23 protein-coding genes and 1 pseudogene are annotated in these 21,914 nt (G+C 72.8%); 4 read left to right on the forward strand and 20 right to left on the reverse strand.

The window, feature by feature from the left end; genetic code table 11:
* From ACTMS0_RS15715 to pyrR, 13 genes are all read right to left on the reverse strand, one after another.
* Positions 1 to 104 (reverse strand): S-adenosylmethionine synthetase N-terminal domain-containing protein (locus ACTMS0_RS15715; RefSeq protein WP_441156204.1); only part of this gene is annotated, 104 nt, incomplete at its 3' end.
* Positions 105 to 193: 89 nt separating this feature from the next.
* Positions 194 to 1,402 carry a bifunctional phosphopantothenoylcysteine decarboxylase/phosphopantothenate--cysteine ligase CoaBC gene (gene coaBC / locus ACTMS0_RS15720; protein WP_441155933.1) on the reverse strand — a complete coding sequence of 403 codons (1,209 nt, stop codon included), beginning with the start codon at positions 1,400 to 1,402 and terminating at the stop codon, positions 194 to 196.
* Positions 1,403 to 1,416: 14 nt separating this feature from the next.
* The gene (gene rpoZ / locus ACTMS0_RS15725; RefSeq protein ID WP_405093617.1) at positions 1,417 to 1,683 is read right to left on the reverse strand and encodes a DNA-directed RNA polymerase subunit omega; all 267 of its coding nucleotides are present in this window, start codon (positions 1,681 to 1,683) and stop codon (positions 1,417 to 1,419) included.
* Between the two features lie 43 nt (positions 1,684 to 1,726).
* Complete coding sequence (locus ACTMS0_RS15730; RefSeq protein WP_441155934.1) at positions 1,727 to 2,260, reverse strand: guanylate kinase; 534 nt, start codon at positions 2,258 to 2,260, stop codon at positions 1,727 to 1,729.
* Positions 2,261 to 2,285: 25 nt separating this feature from the next.
* Positions 2,286 to 2,603, reverse strand: coding sequence for an integration host factor, actinobacterial type (mihF, locus tag ACTMS0_RS15735; RefSeq protein WP_007458370.1), 318 nt, complete (start codon positions 2,601 to 2,603; stop codon positions 2,286 to 2,288).
* Between the two features lie 173 nt (positions 2,604 to 2,776).
* Positions 2,777 to 3,616, reverse strand: a complete 840-nt coding sequence (gene pyrF, locus ACTMS0_RS15740) for an orotidine-5'-phosphate decarboxylase (RefSeq protein WP_441155935.1) — start codon at positions 3,614 to 3,616, stop codon at positions 2,777 to 2,779.
* 91 nt (positions 3,617 to 3,707) lie between these two features.
* Positions 3,708 to 4,982, reverse strand: a complete 1,275-nt coding sequence (locus ACTMS0_RS15745) for an adenosylmethionine--8-amino-7-oxononanoate transaminase (RefSeq protein WP_441155936.1) — start codon at positions 4,980 to 4,982, stop codon at positions 3,708 to 3,710.
* Between the two features lie 132 nt (positions 4,983 to 5,114).
* On the reverse strand, positions 5,115 to 6,152 hold the full coding sequence (locus ACTMS0_RS15750) for a quinone-dependent dihydroorotate dehydrogenase (protein ID WP_441155937.1): 1,038 nt from the start codon (positions 6,150 to 6,152) through the stop codon (positions 5,115 to 5,117).
* A 94-nt stretch (positions 6,153 to 6,246) separates the two neighbouring features.
* Positions 6,247 to 9,594, reverse strand: a complete 3,348-nt coding sequence (carB, locus tag ACTMS0_RS15755; protein WP_441155938.1) for a carbamoyl-phosphate synthase large subunit — start codon at positions 9,592 to 9,594, stop codon at positions 6,247 to 6,249.
* A complete protein-coding gene (gene carA, locus ACTMS0_RS15760) occupies positions 9,594 to 10,730 on the reverse strand; it encodes a glutamine-hydrolyzing carbamoyl-phosphate synthase small subunit (protein ID WP_441155939.1) in 1,137 nt (378 codons plus the stop codon). Before carA ends, carB begins: the two co-directional genes overlap by 1 nt.
* A gap of 55 nt (positions 10,731 to 10,785) precedes the next feature.
* On the reverse strand, positions 10,786 to 12,063 hold the full coding sequence (locus tag ACTMS0_RS15765) for a dihydroorotase (protein WP_441155940.1): 1,278 nt from the start codon (positions 12,061 to 12,063) through the stop codon (positions 10,786 to 10,788).
* A complete protein-coding gene (locus ACTMS0_RS15770; protein ID WP_441155941.1) occupies positions 12,060 to 12,986 on the reverse strand; it encodes an aspartate carbamoyltransferase catalytic subunit in 927 nt (308 codons plus the stop codon). Before ACTMS0_RS15770 ends, ACTMS0_RS15765 begins: the two co-directional genes overlap by 4 nt.
* Positions 12,983 to 13,567 (reverse strand): bifunctional pyr operon transcriptional regulator/uracil phosphoribosyltransferase PyrR, encoded by a 585-nt coding sequence (gene pyrR / locus ACTMS0_RS15775; RefSeq protein WP_441155942.1) that lies wholly within the window; start codon positions 13,565 to 13,567, stop codon positions 12,983 to 12,985. The genes ACTMS0_RS15770 and pyrR overlap by 4 nt, the downstream gene beginning before the upstream one ends.
* Before the next feature lie 285 nt (positions 13,568 to 13,852).
* On the opposite strand from pyrR, the gene bldD reads away from it, so the two are divergent.
* Positions 13,853 to 14,341, forward strand: coding sequence for a transcriptional regulator BldD (gene bldD / locus ACTMS0_RS15780; RefSeq protein ID WP_013285505.1), 489 nt, complete (start codon positions 13,853 to 13,855; stop codon positions 14,339 to 14,341).
* Between the two features lie 135 nt (positions 14,342 to 14,476).
* Here the strand turns inward: bldD and nusB are convergent, their stop codons facing one another.
* The 4 genes from nusB to aroB all read right to left on the reverse strand — a co-directional run bounded on the left by nusB (position 14,477) and on the right by aroB (position 17,059).
* Entirely contained in the window at positions 14,477 to 14,887 is a 411-nt protein-coding gene (nusB, locus tag ACTMS0_RS15785; protein WP_441156205.1) for a transcription antitermination factor NusB, read from the reverse strand.
* Positions 14,888 to 14,910: 23 nt separating this feature from the next.
* On the reverse strand, positions 14,911 to 15,468 hold the full coding sequence (efp, locus tag ACTMS0_RS15790) for an elongation factor P (RefSeq protein WP_441155943.1): 558 nt from the start codon (positions 15,466 to 15,468) through the stop codon (positions 14,911 to 14,913).
* Between the two features lie 86 nt (positions 15,469 to 15,554).
* Positions 15,555 to 15,986 (reverse strand): type II 3-dehydroquinate dehydratase, encoded by a 432-nt coding sequence (gene aroQ, locus ACTMS0_RS15795; RefSeq protein ID WP_441155944.1) that lies wholly within the window; start codon positions 15,984 to 15,986, stop codon positions 15,555 to 15,557.
* Positions 15,983 to 17,059 (reverse strand): 3-dehydroquinate synthase, encoded by a 1,077-nt coding sequence (gene aroB / locus ACTMS0_RS15800; protein WP_441155945.1) that lies wholly within the window; start codon positions 17,057 to 17,059, stop codon positions 15,983 to 15,985. Before aroB ends, aroQ begins: the two co-directional genes overlap by 4 nt.
* Positions 17,060 to 17,199: 140 nt before the next feature.
* Between aroB and ACTMS0_RS15805 the strand changes: the two genes are divergently transcribed.
* Positions 17,200 to 17,724 (forward strand): DUF2243 domain-containing protein, encoded by a 525-nt coding sequence (locus ACTMS0_RS15805; RefSeq protein WP_441155946.1) that lies wholly within the window; start codon positions 17,200 to 17,202, stop codon positions 17,722 to 17,724.
* Positions 17,721 to 18,509 carry a cytochrome c oxidase assembly protein gene (locus ACTMS0_RS15810; RefSeq protein ID WP_441155947.1) on the forward strand — a complete coding sequence of 263 codons (789 nt, stop codon included), beginning with the start codon at positions 17,721 to 17,723 and terminating at the stop codon, positions 18,507 to 18,509. Before ACTMS0_RS15805 ends, ACTMS0_RS15810 begins: the two co-directional genes overlap by 4 nt.
* On the opposite strand, the gene ACTMS0_RS15815 is transcribed toward ACTMS0_RS15810, so the two are convergent.
* The gene (locus tag ACTMS0_RS15815; protein WP_441155948.1) at positions 18,499 to 19,002 is read right to left on the reverse strand and encodes a shikimate kinase; all 504 of its coding nucleotides are present in this window, start codon (positions 19,000 to 19,002) and stop codon (positions 18,499 to 18,501) included. The genes ACTMS0_RS15810 and ACTMS0_RS15815 overlap by 11 nt on opposite strands.
* Entirely contained in the window at positions 19,002 to 20,180 is a 1,179-nt protein-coding gene (gene aroC, locus ACTMS0_RS15820) for a chorismate synthase (RefSeq protein WP_441155949.1), read from the reverse strand. The genes ACTMS0_RS15815 and aroC overlap by 1 nt, the downstream gene beginning before the upstream one ends.
* 110 nt (positions 20,181 to 20,290) lie before the next feature.
* Between aroC and ACTMS0_RS15825 the strand changes: the two genes are divergently transcribed.
* Entirely contained in the window at positions 20,291 to 21,589 is a 1,299-nt protein-coding gene (locus ACTMS0_RS15825; RefSeq protein ID WP_441155950.1) for a cation:proton antiporter, read from the forward strand.
* A 12-nt stretch (positions 21,590 to 21,601) separates the two neighbouring features.
* On the opposite strand, the pseudogene ACTMS0_RS15830 reads toward ACTMS0_RS15825, so the two are convergent.
* Positions 21,602 to 21,895, reverse strand: a pseudogene (locus ACTMS0_RS15830) (class I SAM-dependent methyltransferase); the annotation flags it as partial.
* Positions 21,896 to 21,914: the final 19 nt, after the last annotated feature.

Raw genomic sequence — 21,914 nt, forward strand, 5'->3', positions numbered from 1 at the left:
TCCTCCGTGAGGAGCGCATCCAGGATGCCGTCGCTGATCTGGTCGGCGATCTTGTCGGGGTGGCCTTCCGTGACCGATTCGGAAGTGAAGAGGCGGCGTGTCACGGCACTCCTAAGTTGTGGAAACGTCGTTCCGCGGCAGTGTAGTCACCCGCGTCCGGAGTCGGCCCCTTCGGTCGTGCCGGTTCCAGCCGTCAGGAACGGCCGGTGAGCCGGGTGACGACGAGATCCCAGACGCCGTCGGCGAGGTCGTCCTTGGACTGCTCGGGCATCCGGCTGACCGAACCGTCCGCGCCGATGACCGTCGCCGCGTTGGTTTCGGCGCCGAAGACCTTGTCCGGGCCGACCTCGTTGATGACGATGAGGTCCGCCCGCTTGCGGGCGAGCTTGGCCCGGCCGTTGGCCTCGGCGTCGCCGGTTTCCGCAGCGAACACCACCAGCACCTGCTCCGGGCGACGGCGCTGGCCGAGCTCGGCGGCGATGTCCGGGTTCGTGACGAGTTCGATCGTGGGCGCGCTGCCGTCGTCCGATTTCTTGATTTTGCCAGTCGCGTACGTCGCCGGGCGGAAATCGGCCGGAGCGGCCGCCATGACCACCGCATCCGCGTCGACGGCCGCCTTGAGCGTCGCCTCGCGCAGTTCGCCCGTCGTGCCGACCCGCAGCATGTCGACGCCGGCCGGGTCGGGCAGCGCGACGTTGGCCGAGACGAGCGTGACCCGGGCTCCCCGCGCGACGGCGGTGCGGGCGAACGCGTACCCCTGTTTGCCCGAGGAGCGGTTGCCGAGGAAACGGACCGGGTCGAGAGGCTCCCGGGTGCCGCCCGCGGTGACCACCACGTGCCGGCCGGTCAGGTCCGCCGGGGCGGTGACGCCCCGCGCGAGGGCACGCCGGGCCACGGCGAAGATCTCCGCCGGGTCGGGCAGCCGCCCCTTGCCGGTGTCGGCGCCGGTGAGGCGGCCGACCGCCGGCTCGATGACCCGGACACCGCGGGCCCGGAGGGTCGCGACGTTGGCCACGGTGGCCGGGTGCTCCCACATCTCGGTGTGCATCGCGGGGGCCAGGACGACCGGGCAGCGCGCCGTGAGCAGCGTGTTGGTGAGCAGGTCGTCGGCGAGCCCGTGGGCGGCCTTGGCGAGCAGGTCGGCGGTGGCCGGGGCCACCACCACCAGGTCCGCCTGCTGGCCGAGCCGCACGTGGGGAACCTCGTGGACGTCAGACCACACGTCGTCGGCGACCGGCTGCCCGGAGAGCGCCGCCCAGGTCGGCGCCCCGACGAAGCGGAGCGCCGACTCGGTCGGGACGACCCGGACCTGGTGGCCCGACTCGGTGAAGAGCCGCAGCAGCTCGCACGCCTTGTACGCGGCGATCCCGCCGCCGACCCCGAGAACGATCCGGGGAGACATCGGGCTGATGCGGGTTACGGCTGGTCGGTGGGCTCAGCGGTGAGCAGGCCCGAGTTGATCTCGCGCATGGCGATGGAGAGCGGCTTCTCCTGCGGGGTGGTCTCGACCAGCGGGCCGACGTACTCCAGCAGGCCCTCGCCGAGCTGGCTGTAGTAGGCGTTGATCTGCCGCGCGCGCTTGGCGGCGAAGATGACCAGGGCGTACTTCGACGTGGTCTTCTCGAGAAGCTCGTCGATCGGCGGGTTGGTGATGCCTTCGGGGTTGGTGGCGATGGATCCCACGTGTTGACCTCTACGTCTGTCGCACCGCTCGCGGTGCTGGCGGTCAACCGCGCACGCGCGGTCGCGCCGGAGCCAGGAAGGAAGAACCGAACAACCCTACCAGCTTGTCCACGACCCGCTCGGTCAGGTCGTGCGCCACGGTGTGTTCGAAGTGGGCCGCGGTGACCGGATCGGGCAGGTCGCCCGGCGGGTGCAGCAGGATCAGCCGGGCGTCCGGCAGCGCCGCCCGGACCAGCAGCGCGCCGGCCAGGTCGAGCGGGAGCAGGACGGGATCACCGGCGGCCAGCCGGGAACGCAGCGGCTCGTAGGGCGTGCCCCGCCGGTGCGGGCCCGTACGGCTCCACTCCAACAGGCCGCCGCCGGCGACGAGCCGGTCGAACTCGGCCGGGGTGAGGAAGACGCGGTCGACGCCGTCCACCTCGTGGTCGCGCCGGGGCCGGGTGGTGGCCGGCACCGGCGTCCACACGGCGGGAGAACGCGCCCGGACCAGCGCGGCGACACCGTCCCGGCCGGAACCCGAGGGCCCGGTCAGGACAGTGAGCCGAGCCGCCGGGCGCGTCTCGCCATCCGTGCTCACTGCTTGTTTCTACACGGCTGCCACCTCAGTTGGCGGCGAACTCTCCAAGCAGGGCCTTGCGCTGCTGCTCGCCGAGGCCACGCAGGCGCCGGCTGTCGGCGATCTTGAGCTTCTCCATGATCTGGGTCGCCCTGATCTTGCCGATGCCCGGCATCGCCTGCAGGACGGCGGACACCTTCAGCTTGCCGACGACGTCGTCGGACTCGGCCCGCTCGAGAACGGCTCCGAGGGTGGTCTTGCCCTGCTTGAGCTGCTCCTTCAGCTCAGCGCGGGCTTTGCGGATCTCCGCGGCCTTCTCCAGCGCGGCAGCGCGCTGTTCGGGGGTCAGTGACGGGAGCGGCACCAGTTCTCCTCAGGTCCCTATCGCGACGGGCGGGACGCACCGCCGCACTGTGAAACGTGGTGTCGCTGTGAACCAAGGGGTCCATGGTTCCCAGCGCGGGGAAAACTAGCGGTCAGCGGAGCTTTCGGCAACGTGGACGCGCGATGATCAACAGAAAGTGACCGAGCCGTCAGTCAGTCGCGGCCAGCCAGGACGGCCCGGCAGTCGGCCAGGACGCGGTCCGTGGCGGCCCGCAGGGCGGTCACGTCGGGGCCCGCGTTCAGCACCTCCCGGGAGTACGACGGCAGCACCGCGGGCAGGCTCGGACCGAAGACGACACGCAGGTCGGCGGCCGTCGCACCCTGGGCACCGAGGCCGGGGGCGAGCAGCGGACCGTTGACCGAGGAGAGGTCGTGGCCGGTCTCGCCGATGGTCGCCCCGACCACGAGACCGAAGCTGCCCAGCGGCTGCGCACCCGCGTTGAGCTGGGAGATCTCGTCGATCACGGTCTGCGCGACGGTCCGCCCGTCGGCGGCGCGGGCCCGCTGGACGGCCGCACCCTCCGGGTTGGACGTGAGCGCCAGCACGAACACGCCGCCGCCGTGCGCGGCGGCCAGCTCGAACATCGGCGCGAGCGAGCCGACCCCGAGATACGGGCTCGCCGTCACCGCATCGACATACAGCGGGCTCGATGGATCGAGGTACGCGGACGCGTACGCGGCGACCGTGGAGCCGATGTCCCCGCGCTTGACGTCGAGCAGAACGAGCGAGCCACAATTTCGTAACTGTCGGATAGTTGACTCTAGGATTGCCACGCCACGGGCCCCGAACCGCTCGAAGAAGGCGGACTGGGGCTTGACGACCGCGACCCGGTCGCCCAGTGCCTCCACGACGGTCCCGGCGAACCGTTCGAGGCCCCGTACGTCGTCGTCGAGTCCCCACCGGGCTAGCAGGCCCGGATGGGGGTCGATGCCCACGCACAGCGGTCCCCGCTCGATGACGGCCCGGTGCAGCCGGGCGCCGAAGGTCTCCATCGCTGCTCTCCTTCTCCGCGCGCCCGCAGCGCGCTTCCTGCGCGGGCGACGGCGGCCGCCCGCGTACTCCCCACCGGCCGGAACCGGCGGCTCAGCCGGCCTTCACCGCGGCCGCGACCCCGGCGGTGATCCGGGCCACGTCGGCGTCATCGGTGACGTACGGCGGCATGGTGTAGACCAGGTCCCGGAACGGCCGCAGCCAGACACCCTCGCCGGCCGCGGCGGCGGTGGCCGCCGGGAGGTCCACGTCGTGGTCGAGCTGCACCACGCCGATCGCGCCGAGCACCCGTACGTCCACCACGCCCGGCGCGCCGCGCAGCGGCTCCAGGCCGGCCCGCAGACCCGCCTCGATCCGCGTCACCTCGGCCGGCCAGCCCCCGGCCCGCAGCAGACCGAGGGAGGCGTTGGCGACCGCGCACGCGAGCGGGTTGCCCATGAAGGTGGGACCGTGCGCGAGCACACCGGCCGCGGAGATGCCCTGGGCGATCTGCGCGGTGCAGAGGGCGGCGGCCAGGGTCAGGTATCCCCCGGTGAGCGCCTTGCCCACACAGAGGACGTCAGGGGCCACCCCGGCGTGCTCCGCGGCGAACATCGCGCCGGTCCGGCCGAAGCCGGTGGCGATCTCGTCGAAGATCAGCAGAATGCCGTGGGCGCGGGTGACCTCCCGCAGCACCCGGAGGTAGTGCGGGTGGTGGAAGCGCATGCCGCCGGCCCCCTGGACGACCGGCTCGACGATGACGGCGGCCAGCTCGTGGGCGTGCCGCTCGACCGCGTCGGCCAGCGCCGCCTCGTACGCCGGGTCCGGCGGCGTGTCGAAGCCGCCCGGTGGCACCGGGGCGAACACCTGCCGGGGCAGCACGTCCCCCCACAGGTGGTGCATGCCACCCTCCGGGTCGCAGACGCTCATCGGGTGGAAGGTGTCGCCGTGGTAGCCGCCCCGCCAGGTGCCCAGCCGGCGGCGCTCCGGCCGGCCGGTGGCCCGCTGGTACTGCAGGCACATCTTGACGGCCACCTCGACGCTCACCGAGCCGGAGTCGGCGAGGAAGACGTGCTCCAGGCCGTCCGGGGCCAGCTCGACGAGGGTACGGGCCAGCGTGACCGCCGGCTCGTGGGTCAGCCCGCCGAACATCACGTGGCTCATCCGGCCGAGCTGGTCGGTCACCGCCGCGTCGAGCACCGGGTGCCGGTAGCCGTGGATCGCCGCCCACCAGGACGACATCCCGTCCACCAGCTCCCGCCCGTCGGCCAACCGCAGCCGTACGCCCGCGGCGCTCTCCACGACGTACGGCGTGCTGGCCGGCGGCACCGTGGCGTAGGGATGCCACACGTACGCCGCGTCCGCGGCAAGGATCTCCTCCGGTGTCACGACACTCCTTCCGGGCAGCCCGCCCCCACCCTCCGCGATCTTGCACTTTCGGCCCCCGTTCCGTCCACTTTTGCCCGTTTCGCCGGGGCACGAAGTGCAAGATCGGCGGGGACGGGGAGGCGGGACGGCGGGTCACCGGGTCGGGGTTGGGGTTGGGGTGGTGGCCGCGGTGTGGGCGGCGGCCCGGACGAGGGCCGGGCCCCGGTAGATGAAGCCGGTGTAGAGCTGGACCAGGGACGCGCCGGCGTCGAACATCCGGGCGGCGTCGTCGGGGTCGACGATCCCGCCGACGCCGACGATCGGCAGCCGGCCACCGGTCTCCCGGTGCACGAACGCGACGACCTCGCGGGCCCGGGCTGCGAGGGGACGGCCGGACAGGCCACCGGTCTCGGCGCCGCGCTCCCGGTCGGCCGGGGCGAGGCCGTCGCGGGCGAGGGTGGTGTTGCTGGCGATCACCCCGGCCGCGCCACGCGCAAGGCAGACCTCCAGCAGCTCGGCGATCGCCGGCTCGGTGAGGTCCGGCGCGATCTTCACCAGGACCGGCTTCTCCCCGACCAGGGCGGCCAGCAGCGCGTCGAGGTGCGCCCGGTCCTGCAACGACCGCAGGCCGGGGGTGTTCGGGGAGGAGACGTTGACCGCGAAGTAGTCCCCGTGTGCGCGCAGCGCTCGGTACGACGCCCGGTAGTCCTCGACCGCCTCGTCGAGGGGGGTGACCTTGGACTTGCCGAGCGAGATGCCCAGCGGCACCCCGATGGGGCGGGGCAGCGCCGCCAGCCGGGCCGCGAGGGCCTCGGCGCCGGCGTTGTTGAACCCCATCCGGTTCACCACGGCCTCGCTGTCGCGCAGCCGGAACAGCCGGGGCCGGGGGTTGCCCGGCTGGGGGTACGCGGTGACGGTGCCGACCTCGACGAACCCGAAGCCCAGTGCGGGCCACGCCGGCAGTGCCGCGCCGTCCTTGTCCATCCCGGCGGCCAGCCCGACCGGATTGGGGAACTCCACACCGAAGACGGTCCTGGGGGCCCGCACGGCGTACCGCGCCCGCACCGCTGCCAGCAGTGCGGGCGACCGCGCGAGCGTGGCCAACCGCCGCAGCGTCCACTCGTGCGCCGCCTCCGCGTCCCCCTTCCCCACCCGGAACAGGACGGGCCGCACCACCCGCTCGAACATCACCGCCCGCCCCCCGTCGGGTTGATCATGAGGTTGACGGCGATGTGGATCTCCTCCACTGCCGCCAACCTCATGATCGACGTGTCGGGGTGGGGGGTCACCGGGGGGCTCGCAGGGACGCGTGGAGATCCTGCAGGGGGCGGACCTGCATGTCGCCGCGGATGCGTGCCTCGATGCCCATCACCGCGGCGGCTGCGCCCGGCACGGTGGTGATGCAGGGGATGTCGGCCGTGACGGCGGCGCTGCGGATCTCGTAGCCGTCGGAGCGGGCGCTGGCGCCGGAGCCCTGCGGGGTGTTGATCACGAGCGCCACGTCGCCACCGAGGATCATCGACACCGCGTCCTCGCCCTCGCCGGACTCGTAGTGCTTGCGGATCTGCTCGCAGGCGATGCCGTGCCGGCGCAGCACCTCGGCGGTGCCGGCGGTGGCGACGATCTCGAAGCCCAGGTCGGCGAGGCGCTTGATCGGGAAGATCATGCCCCGCTTGTCCCGGTTGGCGACCGAGACGAAGATCCGGCCGCCGGTCGGCAGGGAGCCGTACGCGGCGGACTGCGACTTGGCGAAGGCGTGCCCGAAGGAGGTGTCGATGCCCATGACCTCGCCGGTCGACTTCATCTCCGGGCCGAGCAGCGAGTCCACGCCCTTGCCGGCGGGGGTGCGGAACCGCTTGAACGGCAGCACCGCCTCCTTGACCGCGATCGGCGCGTCCGGTGGGAGTGTGCCGCCGTCCCCGTCGGCCGGGAGCAGGCCCTCGGCGCGCAGCTCGGCGATCGTGGCGCCGAGCGCGATCCGGGCCGCCGCCTTGGCGAGCGGCACCGCGGTGGCCTTGGAGACGAACGGGACGGTCCGCGAGGCGCGCGGGTTGGCTTCGAGGACCCAGAGCTGGTCGTCCTTGAGGGCGTACTGCACGTTGAGCAGACCCCGGACGCCGATCCCCCGGGCGATCGCCTCGGTGTAGCGGCGGACCTGGGCGACGTGCGACCCCGCGAGGGTGATCGGCGGCAGCGCGCAGGACGAGTCGCCGGAGTGGATGCCGGCCTCCTCGATGTGCTCCATCACGCCGCCGAGGTACACCTCGCCGTCGGCGTCGCAGAGCGCGTCGACGTCGATCTCGATGGCGTCGTCGAGGAAGCGGTCCACCAGGACCGGGTGGTCCGGGGAGATGTCGGTGGCCCGGCCGATGTAGCCGCGCAGCGTGGTGTCGTCGTACACGATCTCCATGCCCCGGCCGCCCAGGACGTACGACGGGCGGACCAGCACCGGGTAGCCGATCTCGTCGGCGATCGCCTTGGCCTCGTCGTACGACGTGGCCGTGCCGTGCGCCGGGGCGCGTAGACCGGCCCGGGCCAGCAGCGAGCCGAACGCGCCCCGCTCCTCGGCGAGGTGGATCGACTCCGGGGAGGTGCCGACCACCGGCACACCGGCGTCCTTGAGCCGCTGCGCGAGGCCCAGCGGGGTCTGCCCGCCGAGCTGCACGATCACCCCGACCACGCCCGGGCCGCCGGCCGCCTTCCCGGAGGAGTCCTCGGCGTGCCACACCTCGAGGACGTCCTCGAAGGTCAGCGGCTCGAAGTAGAGCCGGTCGGCGGTGTCGTAGTCGGTGGAGACGGTCTCCGGGTTGCAGTTGACCATGACGGTCTCGAAGCCGACGTCCCGCAGCGCCATCACCGCGTGCACGCAGGAGTAGTCGAACTCGATGCCCTGCCCGATCCGGTTCGGCCCGGAGCCGAGGATCAGCACCTTCGGCCGGTCCGACCCGCGCACCTCGGTCTCCGCGTCGTACGACGAGTAGTGGTACGGGGTGGTCGCCTCGAACTCGGCGGCGCAGGTGTCCACCGTCTTGTAGACCGGGCGGACGTCGAGGCGGTGCCGCAGCGTACGGACACCGTCCTCGGCGGCCAGCTCGGGGCGCAGCGCGGCGAGCTGCCGGTCGGACAGGCCGGCCCGCTTCGCGCGGCGCAGCAGGTCGGCGTCGAGCACCGGCGCGTCCACGATCTCGGCGCGCAGCTCCACCAGCCCCGCGATCTGGTCGAGGAACCACGGGTCCATGCCGCCGGACGCGGAGGCGACCTCGGCGATCGACGCACCCAGCCGCAGCGCCCGCTCGACGGTGTAGAGCCGCCCGTCGTGCGGCATGCGCAGCGCGGCGAGCGTGTTCTCCTTGGTTGCCCCCCGCGGATCCGGCACACTCCAGAAGCCGGCCGCCTTCGTCTCCATCGAGCGCATCGCCTTGTTGAGCGCCTCGGTGAAGTTGCGGCCCAGGCTCATCGCCTCGCCGACGGACTTCATCGTGGTGGTCAGCTCCGGGTCCGCGCCGGGGAACTTCTCGAACGCGAACCGGGGGATCTTCACCACCACGTAGTCCAGGGTCGGCTCGAACGCCGCCGGCGTCTTGAGGGTGATGTCGTTGGGGATCTCGTCGAGGGTGTAGCCGATGGCGAGCTTCGCGGCGATCTTCGCGATCGGGAAGCCGGTCGCCTTCGACGCGAGCGCCGACGAGCGGGACACCCGGGGGTTCATCTCGATCACGACGATCCGGCCGTCGGCCGGGTTCACCGCGAACTGGATGTTGCAGCCGCCGGTGTCCACCCCGACCTCGCGCAGCACCGCGATGCCGAGGTCACGCAGGCGCTGGTACTCCCGGTCGGTGAGCGTCATGGCCGGGGCCACGGTCACGCTGTCGCCGGTGTGCACGCCCATCGGGTCGACGTTCTCGATCGAGCAGACGACCACCACGTTGTCGTGGCGGTCGCGCATGAGTTCGAGCTCGTACTCCTTCCAGCCGAGCACGCTCTCCTCGATGAGCACCTCGTGCACCGGGCTGGCGGCCAGGCCGGCGCCGGCGATGCGCTCCAGGTCCTCGTCGGTGTGGGCCATGCCGGAGCCGAGACCGCCCATGGTGAACGACGGCCGGATCACCACCGGCAGGCCCAGCTCGGCGGCGGTGTCGCGGACCTCGTCCATCGAGTGGCAGACCCGGGAGCGGGGCACCAGGGCCGACGGATCCTCGACGCCGATCCGCACGCCCGCCTTGGCGACGATGTCCTTGAACAGCTGCCGGTCCTCGCCGCGGCGGATGGCGTCGATGTTCGCGCCGATCAGCTCCACGCCGTACTTCTCCAGCACGCCGGCCTCGTGCAGCGCGACCGCCGTGTTCAGGGCGGTCTGCCCGCCCAGGGTCGGCAGCACCGCGTCCGGGCGCTCCCGGGCGATGACCAGCTCGACGAACTCCGGGGTGATCGGCTCGATGTACGTGGCGTCGGCGAACTCCGGGTCCGTCATGATCGTCGCCGGGTTGGAGTTGACCAGGCTGACCCGGATCCCCTCGCTGCGCAGCACCCGGCACGCCTGGGTGCCGGAGTAGTCGAACTCGCAGGCCTGCCCGATCACGATCGGCCCGGAGCCGATCACCAGGATGTGCTTCAGATCGCTCCGCTTGGGCATTACTTCCCGCCTTCGATGAGTTCGGCGAAACGGTCGAAGAGGTAGTCCGCGTCGTGCGGGCCGGCTGCCGCCTCGGGGTGGTACTGGACGGTGAAGGCGGGCACGTCCTTGGCCCGCAGCCCCTCGACCACGTTGTCATTCAGACAGACGTGGCTGACCTCGACACCGCCGAACTCGGTGTCGATCACCTGATTCGGCACCACCGCACCGGGCTCGGCACCCGGGAACTGCACCGCGAAGCCGTGGTTGTGGCTGGTCACCTCGACCTTGCCGGTGACCCGGTCGAGCACCGGCTGGTTGATGCCGCGGTGGCCGTAACCCAGCTTGTAGGTGCCGAAGCCGAGCGCCCGGCCGAGGATCTGGCTGCCGAAGCAGATGCCGAACAGCGGCACCTTGCGGGTCAGCACCTCGCGGGCCAGCGCGACCGGCCCGTCGGCGGTGGCCGGGTCACCCGGGCCGGGCGAGAAGAACACCGCGTCGGCGCCGGTGGCGAGCAGGTCCTCGATCGTCGAGTGGGCCGGCAGCACGTGCGTGGTGACGCCGCGGGCGGCGAGCCGCCGGGGCACGTTGCGCTTGATGCCCAGGTCGAGGGCGGCGACGGTGAACCGGTGCTCCCCCACCGCCTCCACCACGTACGGCTTCGGGGTGGTCACCTCGGCGGAGAGGTCCGCGCCGACCATCTGCGGCGACTGGCGGACCCGGGCCAGCAGCGCGCGCGGGTCGGTCTCGACGCTGGACACACCCACCCGCATGGCGCCGCGCTCGCGCAGGTGGCGGGTCAGCGCCCGGGTGTCGACGCCGCTGATGCCGACCACGCCCTCGGCGGCGAGCCGGTCCTCCAGGCCGCCGGTGGCGCGCCAGTTGGAGCCGATCCGGGCCGGGTCGCGGACCACGTACCCGGCGACCCAGATCCGGCCGGACTCGTCGTCCTCGCCGTTGACGCCGGTGTTGCCGATGTGCGGGGCGGTCTGCACCACCACCTGCCGGTGGTAGGACGGGTCGGTCAGCGTCTCCTGGTAACCGGTCATGCCGGTGTTGAAGACCGCCTCGCCGAAGGTCTCCCCGATGCTGCCGTACGCCTCGCCGTGGAAGGTCCGCCCGTCCTCCAGGACGAGGATCGCGGGCCGGCGCTTCACTGTGCCCGCCCTTCGTTCCCGACTGCCGTGCTCCGCTTCGCGGCGTTCCTCACGCTCACTTGACTGCCTTTCCGTCCAGGACCGTCGGCTCGCCGCGCAGGAAGGTCGCCACGATGCGACCCGGCAGCGTCATGCGGGCGTACGGGGTGTTGCGGCTGCGGCTGGCCAGCTCCGCGGGCTCGATCGTGCGGCGGGCGGCCGGGTCCACCAGGGTCAGGTTGGCCGGTGCGCCCGGCGCGGGGGCGTGGCCGTGGTCGGCCAGGCCGGCGATGCGCGCCGGGGCGCGGGACATCCGCTCGGCGATGAGGTCCCACTGCGGGCCGAGCACGTCCAGCGCGATCGACAGGGCCGTCTCCAGGCCGAGCATGCCCGGCCGGGCGTACGCCCACTCGCACTCCTTGTCCTCCACGGCGTGCGGGGCGTGGTCGGTGGCGATGATGTCGATCACGCCCTCGGCCAGCGCGGCACGCAGCGCGGCGATGTCGGTGGTGGTGCGCAGCGGCGGGTTGACCTTGTAGACCGGGTCGTAGGTGGCGGCCTTCTCGTCGGTCAGCAGCAGGTGGTGCGGGGTCACCTCGGCGGTGACCCGGACGCCCCGGGCCTTGGCCTGGCGCAGCACCTCGACGCTGCCCGCCGTGGAGACGTGGCAGATGTGCAGGCGGCTGCCCACGTGCTCGGCGAGCAGCACGTCCCGGGCGATGATCGCCTCCTCGGCGACCGCCGGCCAGCCGGTCAGGCCGAGGCGGGTGGACACCTCGCCCTCGTGCATCTGGGCGCCCTCGGTCAGGCGGGGCTCCTCCGCGTGCTGGGCGATGATCCCGTCGAACGCCTTCACGTACTCCAGCGCCCGGCGCATCAGCCGGGGGTCGGCGACGCAGTGCCCGTCGTCGGAGAAGATCCGCACCCGGGCGGCGGAGTCGGCCATCGCCCCCAGCTCCGCGAGGCGCTCGCCGGCCAGGCCGACGGTCACCGCGCCGATCGGCTGCACGTCGACCAGCCCGGCCTCGCGGCCCAGTCGCCACACCTGCTCGACCACGCCGGCGGTGTCGGCGACCGGTGAGGTGTTCGCCATCGCGCACACCGCCGTGTAGCCGCCGAGTGCCGCCGCCCGGGAGCCGGACTCGACGGTCTCGGCGTCCTCCCGGCCCGGCTCACGCAGGTGGGTGTGCAGGTCGACCAGGCCGGGCAGGGCGACCAGGCCGGTGCCGTCGACCACGGTGGCGTCCGGCGCGGCGAGGCCCGTGCCGGTCTCGGCCACGACGCCGTCGCGGATCAGCAGGTCGGTCGGCGCGCCGCCGACGACGCTCACGTTGGTGATCAGGTACGCGCTCACCGGTTGTTCCCTCCGAGCAGCAGGTAGAGGACGGCCATCCGGACGGAGACGCCGTTGGCGACCTGTTCGACGATGGTGGAGCGGGGCGAGTCGGCGACCTCGGGTGTGATCTCCATGCCCCGGTTCATCGGGCCGGGATGCATGACGATCGCGTGCTCAGGCAGCCGGCGCATGCGCGGGCCGTCGAGGCCATAGCGGCGCGCGTACTCGCGGGCGGACGGGAAGTAGGAGTCGTTCATGCGCTCGCGCTGCACCCGCAGCATCATCACCACGTCCGAGGTCGGCAGCACCGCGTCCAGGTCGTACGAGACGTCGGTGCCGGGCGCCAGCGCCTGCGCGATGTCCACCGGGATGAGCGTCGGCGGGCCGACCAGGGTGACCTTCGCGCCGAGGGTGGACAGCAGCAGGACGTTGGAGCGGGCCACGCGGCTGTGCAGCACGTCCCCGACCACCGCGACCGACAGGCCGGCGAGCCGGCCCAGGCGGGAGCGCATCGTGTACGCGTCGAGCAGCGCCTGGGTGGGGTGTTCGTGGGTGCCGTCGCCGGCGTTGACCACCGAGCCGTCCACCCAGTCGGCGAGCCGGTGCGGGGCGCCCGAGGCGGGGTGTCGGACGACCACGGCGTCGGCGCCCATCGCCTGGAGGGTGAGCGCGGTGTCCTTGAGGCTCTCGCCCTTGGCGACGCTGGAGCCCTTGGCCGAGAAGTTGATCACGTCGGCGCTGAGCCGCTTGGCGGCGGCTTCGAAGGAGATCCGGGTGCGGGTGGAGTCCTCGTAGAAGAGGTTCACCACCGTCCGGCCGCGCAGCGCGGGCAGCTTCTTGACCTCACGGCCGGCCACGGTCGCCATCTCGGCGGCGGTGTCCAGGATCTCGGTGGCGGTGGCGGCGTCCAGGTCGGCGCCGGAGAGCAGATGGCGGATCATGCGCGCGTACCCCCGTAGAGCTTGACCTCGTCGGCGCCGTCGGTCTCGGCGAGGGTGACCTTCACGCTCTCGGCCAGGGAGGTCGGGATGTTCTTGCCGACGTAGTCGGCGCGGATCGGCAGCTCGCGGTGGCCGCGGTCGACCAGGACGGCGAGCTGGACCGACGCCGGGCGGCCGACGTCGTTCAGCGCGTCGAGCGCCGCGCGCACGGTGCGGCCGGAGAAGAGGACGTCGTCGACGAGGACGACCCGCTTGCCGTCGATGCCGCCGGCCGGCAGCTCGGTCGGCCCGATCGCGCGGGTGGCGTGCCGGCGCAGGTCGTCGCGGTAGAGGGTGATGTCGAGCACGCCCACCGGGACGTCGACGCCCTCGAAGGCGCTGATCCGGGCGGCGAGCCGCCGGGCGAGGGGCGCCCCCCGGGTGGGGATACCGAGCAGGACGGTCTGCTGGGCGCCCTGGGTCTTCTCCAGGATCTGGTGGGCGATGCGGTCGACCACGCGTTGCACGTCGGCGCTGGTGAGGATCACCTTCACCGAGGGTTGCGGCGCGGTCGACGAGCGGGCAGCCGGTGGGTAGGCCACGGCGGACCTCCTTCCCCGCCTCACGGGACGGGTCGTTAAAGGACGTCGGATGACCGGCGCGGACCGCGGACGGACCGGCCGGGGGCTTCGAGCCACGTTACCAGTGGTCACCGCGCGGACCGTCGCCACCCGCTGACCTGGGGGTCAGGGTGGCGAAATGGGGACAACTGCCCCAGCGCCCCCAACGGTAAGGTCGCGACCACTTGACCGGCTGTCGCAATCCCCGTACCGTCACGCTCCGTAGCGATCGACGGGAGAACCCCGAGCAGCACTGGGAGTGTCCGAATGCCCTCTGAGTACGCCAAGTCGCTGGGCGCCCGCCTGCGCTCCATCCGCCAGCAGCAGGGCCTGTCCCTGCAGGGCGTGGAGGAGAAGTCGAACGGGCGGTGGAAGGCCGTGGTGGTCGGCTCGTACGAGCGCGGCGACCGCGCCGTCACCGTGTCCCGTCTCGCCGAGCTGGCCGACTTCTACCGCGTTCCCGTCTCCGAGCTGCTGCCCGACGGCAGCGGCGTCCGCCACGAGCCCACCAGCAAGATCGTGCTGGACCTCGAGCGGCTGTACGACGAGGCCAGCGAGGACCTCGCCTACGTCGCCCGGTACGCCCGCGCGATCCAGCAGCAGCGCGGTGACTACAACGGCCGCGTCCTGTCGATCCGCGCCGACGACCTGCGCGCCCTGGCGATCGTCTACGACGCCTCGCCGTCCGGCCTGATCGAGCGGCTGACCGAGCACGGCGTCCTCGTCGCCGACCCCCGGGCGTTCTTCGCCTCCTGAGCACCGAACGACGAAAGGGCCCGTGCCGTCCGGCACGGGCCCTTTCGTCGTTCCTGTCGCTTTACGCGGCTCCGGCGTCCGCTCGGCGGATCGCGGTGCGGCTCACGCGGGCGTGGCCCCGCCGCTCGGCGCGGCTCAGCGGGTGGCGTACTCGGCGATGCGCCCGAGAATGCCGTTGAGGAAGCGCGGCGAGTCGTCGGTCGACATCTGCCGGGCCAGTTCCACCGCCTCGCTGATCGCCACCGCGTCATCGATCTCGTCGACGTAGAGCAGCTCGTACACCGCGATCCGGGCGAGGTTGCGGTCCACCGCCGGCATCCGCTCCAGCGTCCAGCCCTCGGCGTAGCTGGCGATCAGCTCGTCGATCCGGTCGAGGTGGCCGGCGACCCCCTCGACCAGGCTGACCGTGTACCCCAGGTGCTCGGGACGCGGCTTCTCGATCCGCTCGACGTAGCCGGCGAGCACCTCGACCGGTGGGCGGTCCCGCAGATCGGCCTCGAAGAGCACGTCCAGCGCCCGCTTGCGCGCCTTGCGGCGCGCCGGCATCTGCTGCTTCGGACCCTCGCCCATCAGGCTCGGCCGAGGTAACGGCCGTCGCGGGTGTCGACCTTGATCTTCTCGCCGTTGGTGATGAAGAGCGGCACCTGCACGGTCGCGCCGGTCTCGAGGGTGGCCGGCTTGTTGCCGCCGGTCGAGCGGTCACCCTGGAGGCCGGGCTCGGTGTACGTGATCTCGAGCACGACGCTGGTCGGCAGCTCGATGTACAGCGGAACGCCCTCGTGGGTGGCGACGGTCGCCTCGGCCTCGGGCAGCAGGTAGTTGGCCGCCTCGCCGACCGTGCCGCCGGGCACGGTGATCTGGTCGAACGTCTCCAGGTCCATGAAGACGTAGTCCTCGCCGTCGGCGTACAGGTACTGCATCGTGCGCTTGTCGACGGTCGCGGTCTCGACCTTGGTGCCCGCGTTGAAGGTCTTGTCGACCACCTTGCCGGACAGCACGTTCTTGAGCGTGGTGCGCACGAAGGCACCACCCTTGCCGGGCTTGACGTGCTGGAACTCGACGACGGCCCACAGCTCACCGTCGAGGTTGAGTACCAGGCCGTTCTTCAGGTCGTTGGTGGTGGCCATTTCCTGCCTTGATCATCAATTGGCGGACAGACCTGGCAAGTCTACTAGGCGGCTGCGCGCCGTAGCCCGGCGGCGACGTGAGGCGGTCAGGAATGCCGCGTCGCGAGGTGGTGCAGGGCCAGCCGGTAGCCGTCGACGCCCAAGCCGCAGATCACCCCGGTCGCCACGGCGGAGACCACCGAGTGGTGCCGGAACGGCTCCCGCGCGTGGATGTTCGAGATGTGCACCTCGACCAGCGGGCCGCGCAGCATCGCGCAGGCGTCCCGCACCGCGATCGAGTAGTGCGACCAGGCGGCGGGGTTGAGCACCACGGCGGCACCCTCGTCGGCCGCCTCGTGCAGCCAGCCGAGCAGCTCGTGCTCGGCGTCGGTCTGCCGCACCACCACGTCCAGCCCGAGGTCCCGACCGGTCCGCTCGCACAGCTCCACCAGGTCGGCGTACGTGGTGCCGCCGTACACCTCCGGCTGCCGGGTGCCCAGGCGGCCCAGGTTGGGGCCGTTCAGCACGTACACCCTCACGCGGCCACCTCGCGGTAGGCGGCGGCCAGCAGCTCGTCGTCGGGGCCCTCCAGGATCGCCGGGCGGGCCAGCCCGTCGAGCACGACGAACCGCAGCCGGTTGCCGCGGGCCTTCTTGTCCACCCGCATGGTGGCCAGCAACTGGGGCCACGCGTCGGCGGCGTAGGTGGTGGGCAGGCCGAGCGCGGCCACCGTGGTGCGGTGCCGCTGCGCGGTGGCGTCGTCGAGGCGGCCGGCGAGCCGGGCCAGCGCCGCGGCGTACACCAGGCCGACGGCGACCGCGTGGCCGTGCCGCCAGCGGTAGCCCTCGACCCTCTCGATCGCGTGGGCGAGGGTGTGGCCGTAGTTGAGCACCTCACGGACGCCGGACTCGCGCAGGTCTCCGGAGACCACGTCGGCCTTGACCTGGATCGCCCGTTCGATCAGCTCCCGCGTCACCGGGCCGGCCGGGTCGGTGGCCGCCGCCGGGTCCCGCTCGACCAGGTCGAGGATCACCGGGTCGGCGATGAAGCCGCACTTGACGACCTCGGCCATCCCGGCCGCCAGATCGACCGCCGGCAGGCCGTCCAGCGTCGCGAGGTCGGCCAGCACCCCGACCGGCGGGTGGAACGCACCGACCAGGTTCTTGCCGACGGCCGTGTTGACGCCGGTCTTGCCGCCGACCGCCGCGTCCACCATGCCGAGCAGGGAGGTCGCCACCGGCACCCAGCGCACGCCGCGCAGCCAGCAGGCCGCCACGAAGCCGGCCAGGTCGGTGAGGGCGCCGCCGCCGACGCCGACCACCGCGTCGGTCCGGGTGAAGCCCGCCTCGCCCAACTGGTCCCAGCAGGCCGCCGCGACGTCGACGTGCTTACCGGCCTCGGCGTCGGGCACCTCCACCGGCAGCGGGATCACGCCCGCCGCGCGGAGCCGGTCGCCGATCGCCCTGGCCAGGTCCGTCAGCGGCGGGGCGTACAGCACCGCCACGCGGGTCGCTCCGGGCAGCAGAGCGGGCAGCTCGCCGAGCAGGTCACGGCCGACCAGCACGTCGTACGGCCGCTCGCCGCCGACCGGAATCCGGGTCACGTCGTCCATCGCGCGCAGCCTAGTCGAGCGGGCGGCCCCGACGCGGCGAGTGTCCACTCCGTGACCACGCCGCGGGAGGGACGTTTCACCGGTGTGACCCGGGGGACGGGGTTCCGGGGAAGGACCACCGACCGCGGAGGGTGTGCGGCATGGCCAGATCGACCATCGACGGAGCGGACATCCGGGTACCGGCCACGATCCTCGGCGTGGGCCTGGGCGGATTCGTCGACGGCATCCTGCTGCACCAGGTCCTCCAGTGGCACCACCTGCTCAGCAGCACCGACACCGACAACGTGGGGATCAGGCCGTACCCGGTCGACACCGTGCCCGGGTTGCAGATGAACACCCTCTGGGACGGCCTCTTCCACGTGGTCACGTGGGTGGCCGTGCTGACCGGCCTGGCGCTGCTCTACGCGCGGGTCACCCGATCCCGGGGCCGGCTGTGGCGCTCCCCCGCGCTCTGGGGCTGGGCGCTGGTCGGCTGGGGCCTGTTCAACCTGGTCGAGGGGATCGTCGACCACCACCTGCTCGGCATCCACCACGTGCACGGCGGTCCGCACCAGCTCTGGTGGGACCTCGGCTTCCTCACGCTCGGGGCGGTGTTCGTGGCGGTCGGCTGGGCGATCCAGCGGCGGGCCACCACCGTCGACCTCTGCGCCAGCGGTCAGCGGTGACCCTCGCCCACGCCGGGCACCCGGCCGACGGCTTCCCGGTGGCCGCCCTCGTACCCCTGGTGGTGTTCTGGGTCTACCTGGCGATGGCGCTGGTGCAGCGGGGTTCCGGCGGGCCGGGTTGGAGCCACCGGCGGACGGGGAGCTTCGCGCTCGGCGCGGGCCTGCTCGTCGCCGGCCTCCTCTGGCCCGCCCGGGACCTGTCCGGGCACATGGTCCAGCACGTGCTGCTCGGCATGCTGGCGCCGCTCGCGCTGGTGCTCGGCGCGCCCGGCACGCTGGCGCTGCGCAGCGTACGGCCGCGGACCGCGCGGGCGGCCGTCCGGCTGCTGCGGCACCCGGCCGCCGGGCTGCTCGCCCACCCGGTCACCGGCCTGCTGCTCACCGCGGGCGGGCTCTGGCTGCTCTACCTGACCCCGCTCTACCGGGCCAGCCTGGCGAGTCCCGCGGTCCACGCGACGGTGCAGCTGCACTTCGTGGTGAGCGGCTACCTCTTCGCCTGGTCGATCGCCGGCCCGGATCCCGGGCCGCACCGGCCCCGCGTCCCGGTCCGCCTGGTCGTGCTCGGCGTCGGGGTGGCCGCGCACGCCACCCTCGCCCAGCTCCTCCACGCCGGCGTCCTCGTCGACGTGCCGGCCACGGCGGGCGAGCTGCGGGCCGGCGCGGCGGTCATGTACTACGGCGGGGACCTGGCCGAGATCCTGCTCGCCCTGGCCCTGCTGGTCACGTGGCGGCCGGAGCGGGCCGGGCGCGGGCGACCGGCGCGGCCGGCGGCCGTCAGGGCTTGAGCAGGGCGGCGATCTCGGTGGCGAGGTCCTCCGGGTCACGCCCGTCGGTGACCACGGTCGCGGTGGCGACCTCCGCGTACAGGGGCCGGCGCTGCTCCATCAGGTGCTTGAGCGTGGCCCGCGGGTTGATCGCGAGCAGCGGCCGGCCGGCGCCGAGGCCGATCCGCTTGACCGCGTCGGGCAGCTCGACGGAGAGGTGCACGACCGGGTGCCCGACCAGCGCCGCCCGGGTCTCCTCGGCGAGGACCGCGCCGCCGCCGAGGGCGAGCACCCCGGAGCAGGAGGCCAGCGCCGCCGCCACCGCCGCCCGTTCGAGCGTACGGAAGTGCGCCTCCCCCTCGTCCACGAAGATCTCCGGGATCGGCTTGCCGGCCATCGTCTCGATGTCGAGGTCGGTGTCCCGGAACTCCACCCCGAGGAGGGCGGCGAGCGCCTGCCCCACGGTGGTCTTGCCGCAGCCCGGCGCGCCGACGAGGACGCAGACGGGCGCCATCAGCGGATCACCAGCGCGTCGAGGTAACCGGCGAGGTTGCGGCGCATCTCGGTGACCGAGTCACCGCCGAACTTCTCCACCGCCGCCTCGGCGAGCACCAGCGCCACCATCGCCTCGGCGACGACCGCCGCGGCGGGCACGGCACACACGTCGGAGCGCTGGTTGATCGCGGTGGCCGGCTCGCCGGTGGTGACGTCCACGGTCGACAGGGCCCGGTTGAGCGAGGAGATGGGCTTCATCGCGGCCTTCACCCGCAGCGGCTCGCCGGTGGTGATGCCGCCCTCCAGGCCGCCGGCCCGGTCGGTGACCCGCCGGACGCCGGTGGCGGTCGGGATGATCTCGTCGTGCGCCTCGGAGCCCCGCGAGCGCGCCTGCTGCCAGCCGTCGCCGATCTCCACGCCCTTGATCGCCTGGATGGACATCAGCGCCGTGGCGAGCCGGGCGTCGAGCTTGCGGTCCCACTGCACGTGGCTGCCCAGACCGGGCGGCACCCCGTACGCCAGGACCTCGACCACGCCCCCGAGGGTGTCGGCGGCCTTCTTCGCGGCGTCGACCTCCGCGACCATCCGGGCGCTCGCCTCCGGGTCGACGCAGCGCAGCGGGTCCGCGTCGATCCGTGCGGCGTCGGCCGGCGTGGGCCGGAGGCCGGGCTTCGCGGCCACCGGCCCCAGCTCCACCACGTGCGAGACGATCTCGACGCCGAGCGCCTGCTTGACCAGCGCCTTGGCCACGGTGCCGACGGCGACCCGCGCGGCGGTCTCCCGGGCGCTGGCCCGCTCCAGGATCGGGCGGGCGTCGGTGTGCCCGTACTTCTGCATGCCGGCCAGGTCGGCGTGGCCCGGACGCGGGCGGGTGAGCGGTGCGTTGCGGGCCTGCCGGGCAAGCTCCTCCGGGTCGACCGGGTCGGCGGCCATGACGGTGCGCCACTTCGGCCACTCGGAGTTGCCCACCCGGATCGCGACCGGGCTGCCCAGCGTGACGCCGTGCCGCAGGCCGCCGATGATCTCGACCTCGTCCTGCTCGAAGGACATCCGGGCACCCCGGCCGTAGCCGAGCCGGCGCCGGGCCAGCTCACCGGCGATGTCCCCGGTGGTCACCTCGACACCGGCCGGTACGCCCTCGAGAAGCGCGACGAGGGCGGGACCGTGCGATTCACCTGCAGTCAACCAGCGCAACACAGCGGCCAGTCTGTCACGGCCGGTGGCCGCTCCGGTGCGGTGGCCGACCCGTCCCGCCCAGCGGACGGGGCCGGCCCGGGTCATCCGGATGGCGGGGAAGCCGTACGATCATGGCGGCGTGCCGGGAAGTCTGGTCGGCGGAGGATTCGTCGACCCGTCTGGAGGCACCGGTGCTGCTGTTCGCGTTCGCGGCCGTCCTGCTCCTCGCCGTGCTGCTCTCCAGCCTGGCGCACCGGACGATCCTCTCCACGGCAGTGGTCTTCCTGGTCGCCGGCTTCGTGCTCGGCCCGGACACCACCGGCGTGCTGGAGATCACCTCCGACAGCGAGATCGTCGCGACCCTCGCCGAGCTGGCGCTGTTCACCGTGCTGTTCACCGACGGGATGCGGGTCGGCTTCGCCGACCTGCGCTCGGCGTGGCGCCTGCCCGGGCGGGCGCTCGGCTGGGGCCTGCCGCTGACCCTGCTGATCACCGCGCTGCTGGCGCACTACGTGGCCGGGCTGGACTGGCCGGAGGCGCTGCTGATCGGCGCGGTCCTCGCTCCCACCGACCCGGTCTTCGCCGCCGCGCTGGTCGGCAACGAGCGGGTGCCGGGCCGGCTGCGGCACCTGCTCAACGTCGAGTCCGGCATCAACGACGGCCTGGCCCTGCCGTTCGTCATCCTGTTCCTGGCGATCGCCGCCGGCTCCGACGACCTGCACCTCGACGAGCTGGGCACGGAGCTGCTGCTCGGCGTGGTGATCGGGGTGGCGGTCCCGTGGCTGGCGCTGCGGCTGGAGAAGCTGCGGTTCTTCTCCGCCTCGACCCAGTACGAGCCGCTCAACGGCATGGCGATCGGCCTGCTGGTGCTCGCCCTGGGCCAGGTCACCCACGCCAACCTGTTCCTGGCCGCGTTCGCCGCCGGCATCACCGTGGCCACCTTCGGTGAGCGGCAGCGGGAGAGCTTCGAACACTTCGGCGAGCTGATCGCCGAGCTGTTCAAGCTCGCCGCCCTGCTGGTCTTCGGCGCGCTGATCTCGGTGGAGTTCCTGGGCGAGATCCACTGGACCGGCTGGGTCTTCGCGGTGCTCGCCATCGTGGTGGCCCGTCCCCTCGCGCTCGCGGTGTCGTTCCTCGGCTCGCACCTGACCCGCACCGAGCAGTTCGCCGCCATGTGGTTCGGCCCGAAGGGCTTCGCGTCGGTCGTCTACGGCCTGCTCGTGCTCCAGGCCGGCATCGCCGCCGGCGACGAGGTGTTCCACCTGGTGGCGCTGACCGTGGTGCTGTCGATCCTGGCTCACTCCTCCACCGACCTCGCGATCGCCCGGATCTTCGACCCGGCGACGACCCCGCACTGGTACGAGCGGCTGCGGGCGGCCTCCGCGGAGCGACGGGACGGCCGCGGGGACGGAGCCCGGCCGCCGTCCTGACGACGGCGGCGGTCAGGGCGTACGGACCGCGATCAGCGACTTGGTGAGGCCCAGCAGGCGCTCGTTGCGGATGGTGGCGTCCGGGAACAGGTACCGCATCTCGGCCCGGCCGACCAGTTCCGTGGTCAGGACCTGCCGCATCGCCGCCTCGTAGGACTTGCCCGGCGTGTACGCCAGCGGCCATCTAAGCGCGACGACCACCCGGGCCGACACCGGCGGGAACTGCATGCCGGGCGCGACCCAGTGCGGCTCGATCGGGAAGTAGCGATAGGGCGTCTGCACCCAGTACGCCGGCGCGGATCGCCGGGGGGTGCGAGGCGAGCCG

This window comes from Micromonospora sp. H33 (assembly GCF_052068455.1).
Taxonomy (GTDB): domain Bacteria; phylum Actinomycetota; class Actinomycetes; order Mycobacteriales; family Micromonosporaceae; genus Micromonospora.

What these genes read in the sequence shown, in the direction of transcription:
- coaBC (WP_441155933.1), bottom strand. Translation starts at nt 1,402, where the DNA reads ATGTCTCCCCGGATCGTTCTCGGGGTCGGCGGCGGGATCGCCGCGTAC.
- pyrF (WP_441155935.1), bottom strand. Translation starts at nt 3,616, where the DNA reads ATGGAGACCTTCGGCGCCCGGCTGCACCGGGCCGTCATCGAGCGGGGA.
- carB (WP_441155938.1), bottom strand. Translation starts at nt 9,594, where the DNA reads ATGCCCAAGCGGAGCGATCTGAAGCACATCCTGGTGATCGGCTCCGGG.
- ACTMS0_RS15770 (WP_441155941.1), bottom strand. Translation starts at nt 12,986, where the DNA reads ATGATCCGCCATCTGCTCTCCGGCGCCGACCTGGACGCCGCCACCGCC.
- bldD (WP_013285505.1), top strand. Translation starts at nt 13,853, where the DNA reads ATGCCCTCTGAGTACGCCAAGTCGCTGGGCGCCCGCCTGCGCTCCATC.
- nusB (WP_441156205.1), bottom strand. Translation starts at nt 14,887, where the DNA reads ATGCCGGCGCGCCGCAAGGCGCGCAAGCGGGCGCTGGACGTGCTCTTC.
- efp (WP_441155943.1), bottom strand. Translation starts at nt 15,468, where the DNA reads ATGGCCACCACCAACGACCTGAAGAACGGCCTGGTACTCAACCTCGAC.
- aroB (WP_441155945.1), bottom strand. Translation starts at nt 17,059, where the DNA reads ATGGACGACGTGACCCGGATTCCGGTCGGCGGCGAGCGGCCGTACGAC.
- ACTMS0_RS15805 (WP_441155946.1), top strand. Translation starts at nt 17,200, where the DNA reads ATGGCCAGATCGACCATCGACGGAGCGGACATCCGGGTACCGGCCACG.
- ACTMS0_RS15815 (WP_441155948.1), bottom strand. Translation starts at nt 19,002, where the DNA reads ATGGCGCCCGTCTGCGTCCTCGTCGGCGCGCCGGGCTGCGGCAAGACC.
- ACTMS0_RS15825 (WP_441155950.1), top strand. Translation starts at nt 20,291, where the DNA reads ATGGCGGCGTGCCGGGAAGTCTGGTCGGCGGAGGATTCGTCGACCCGT.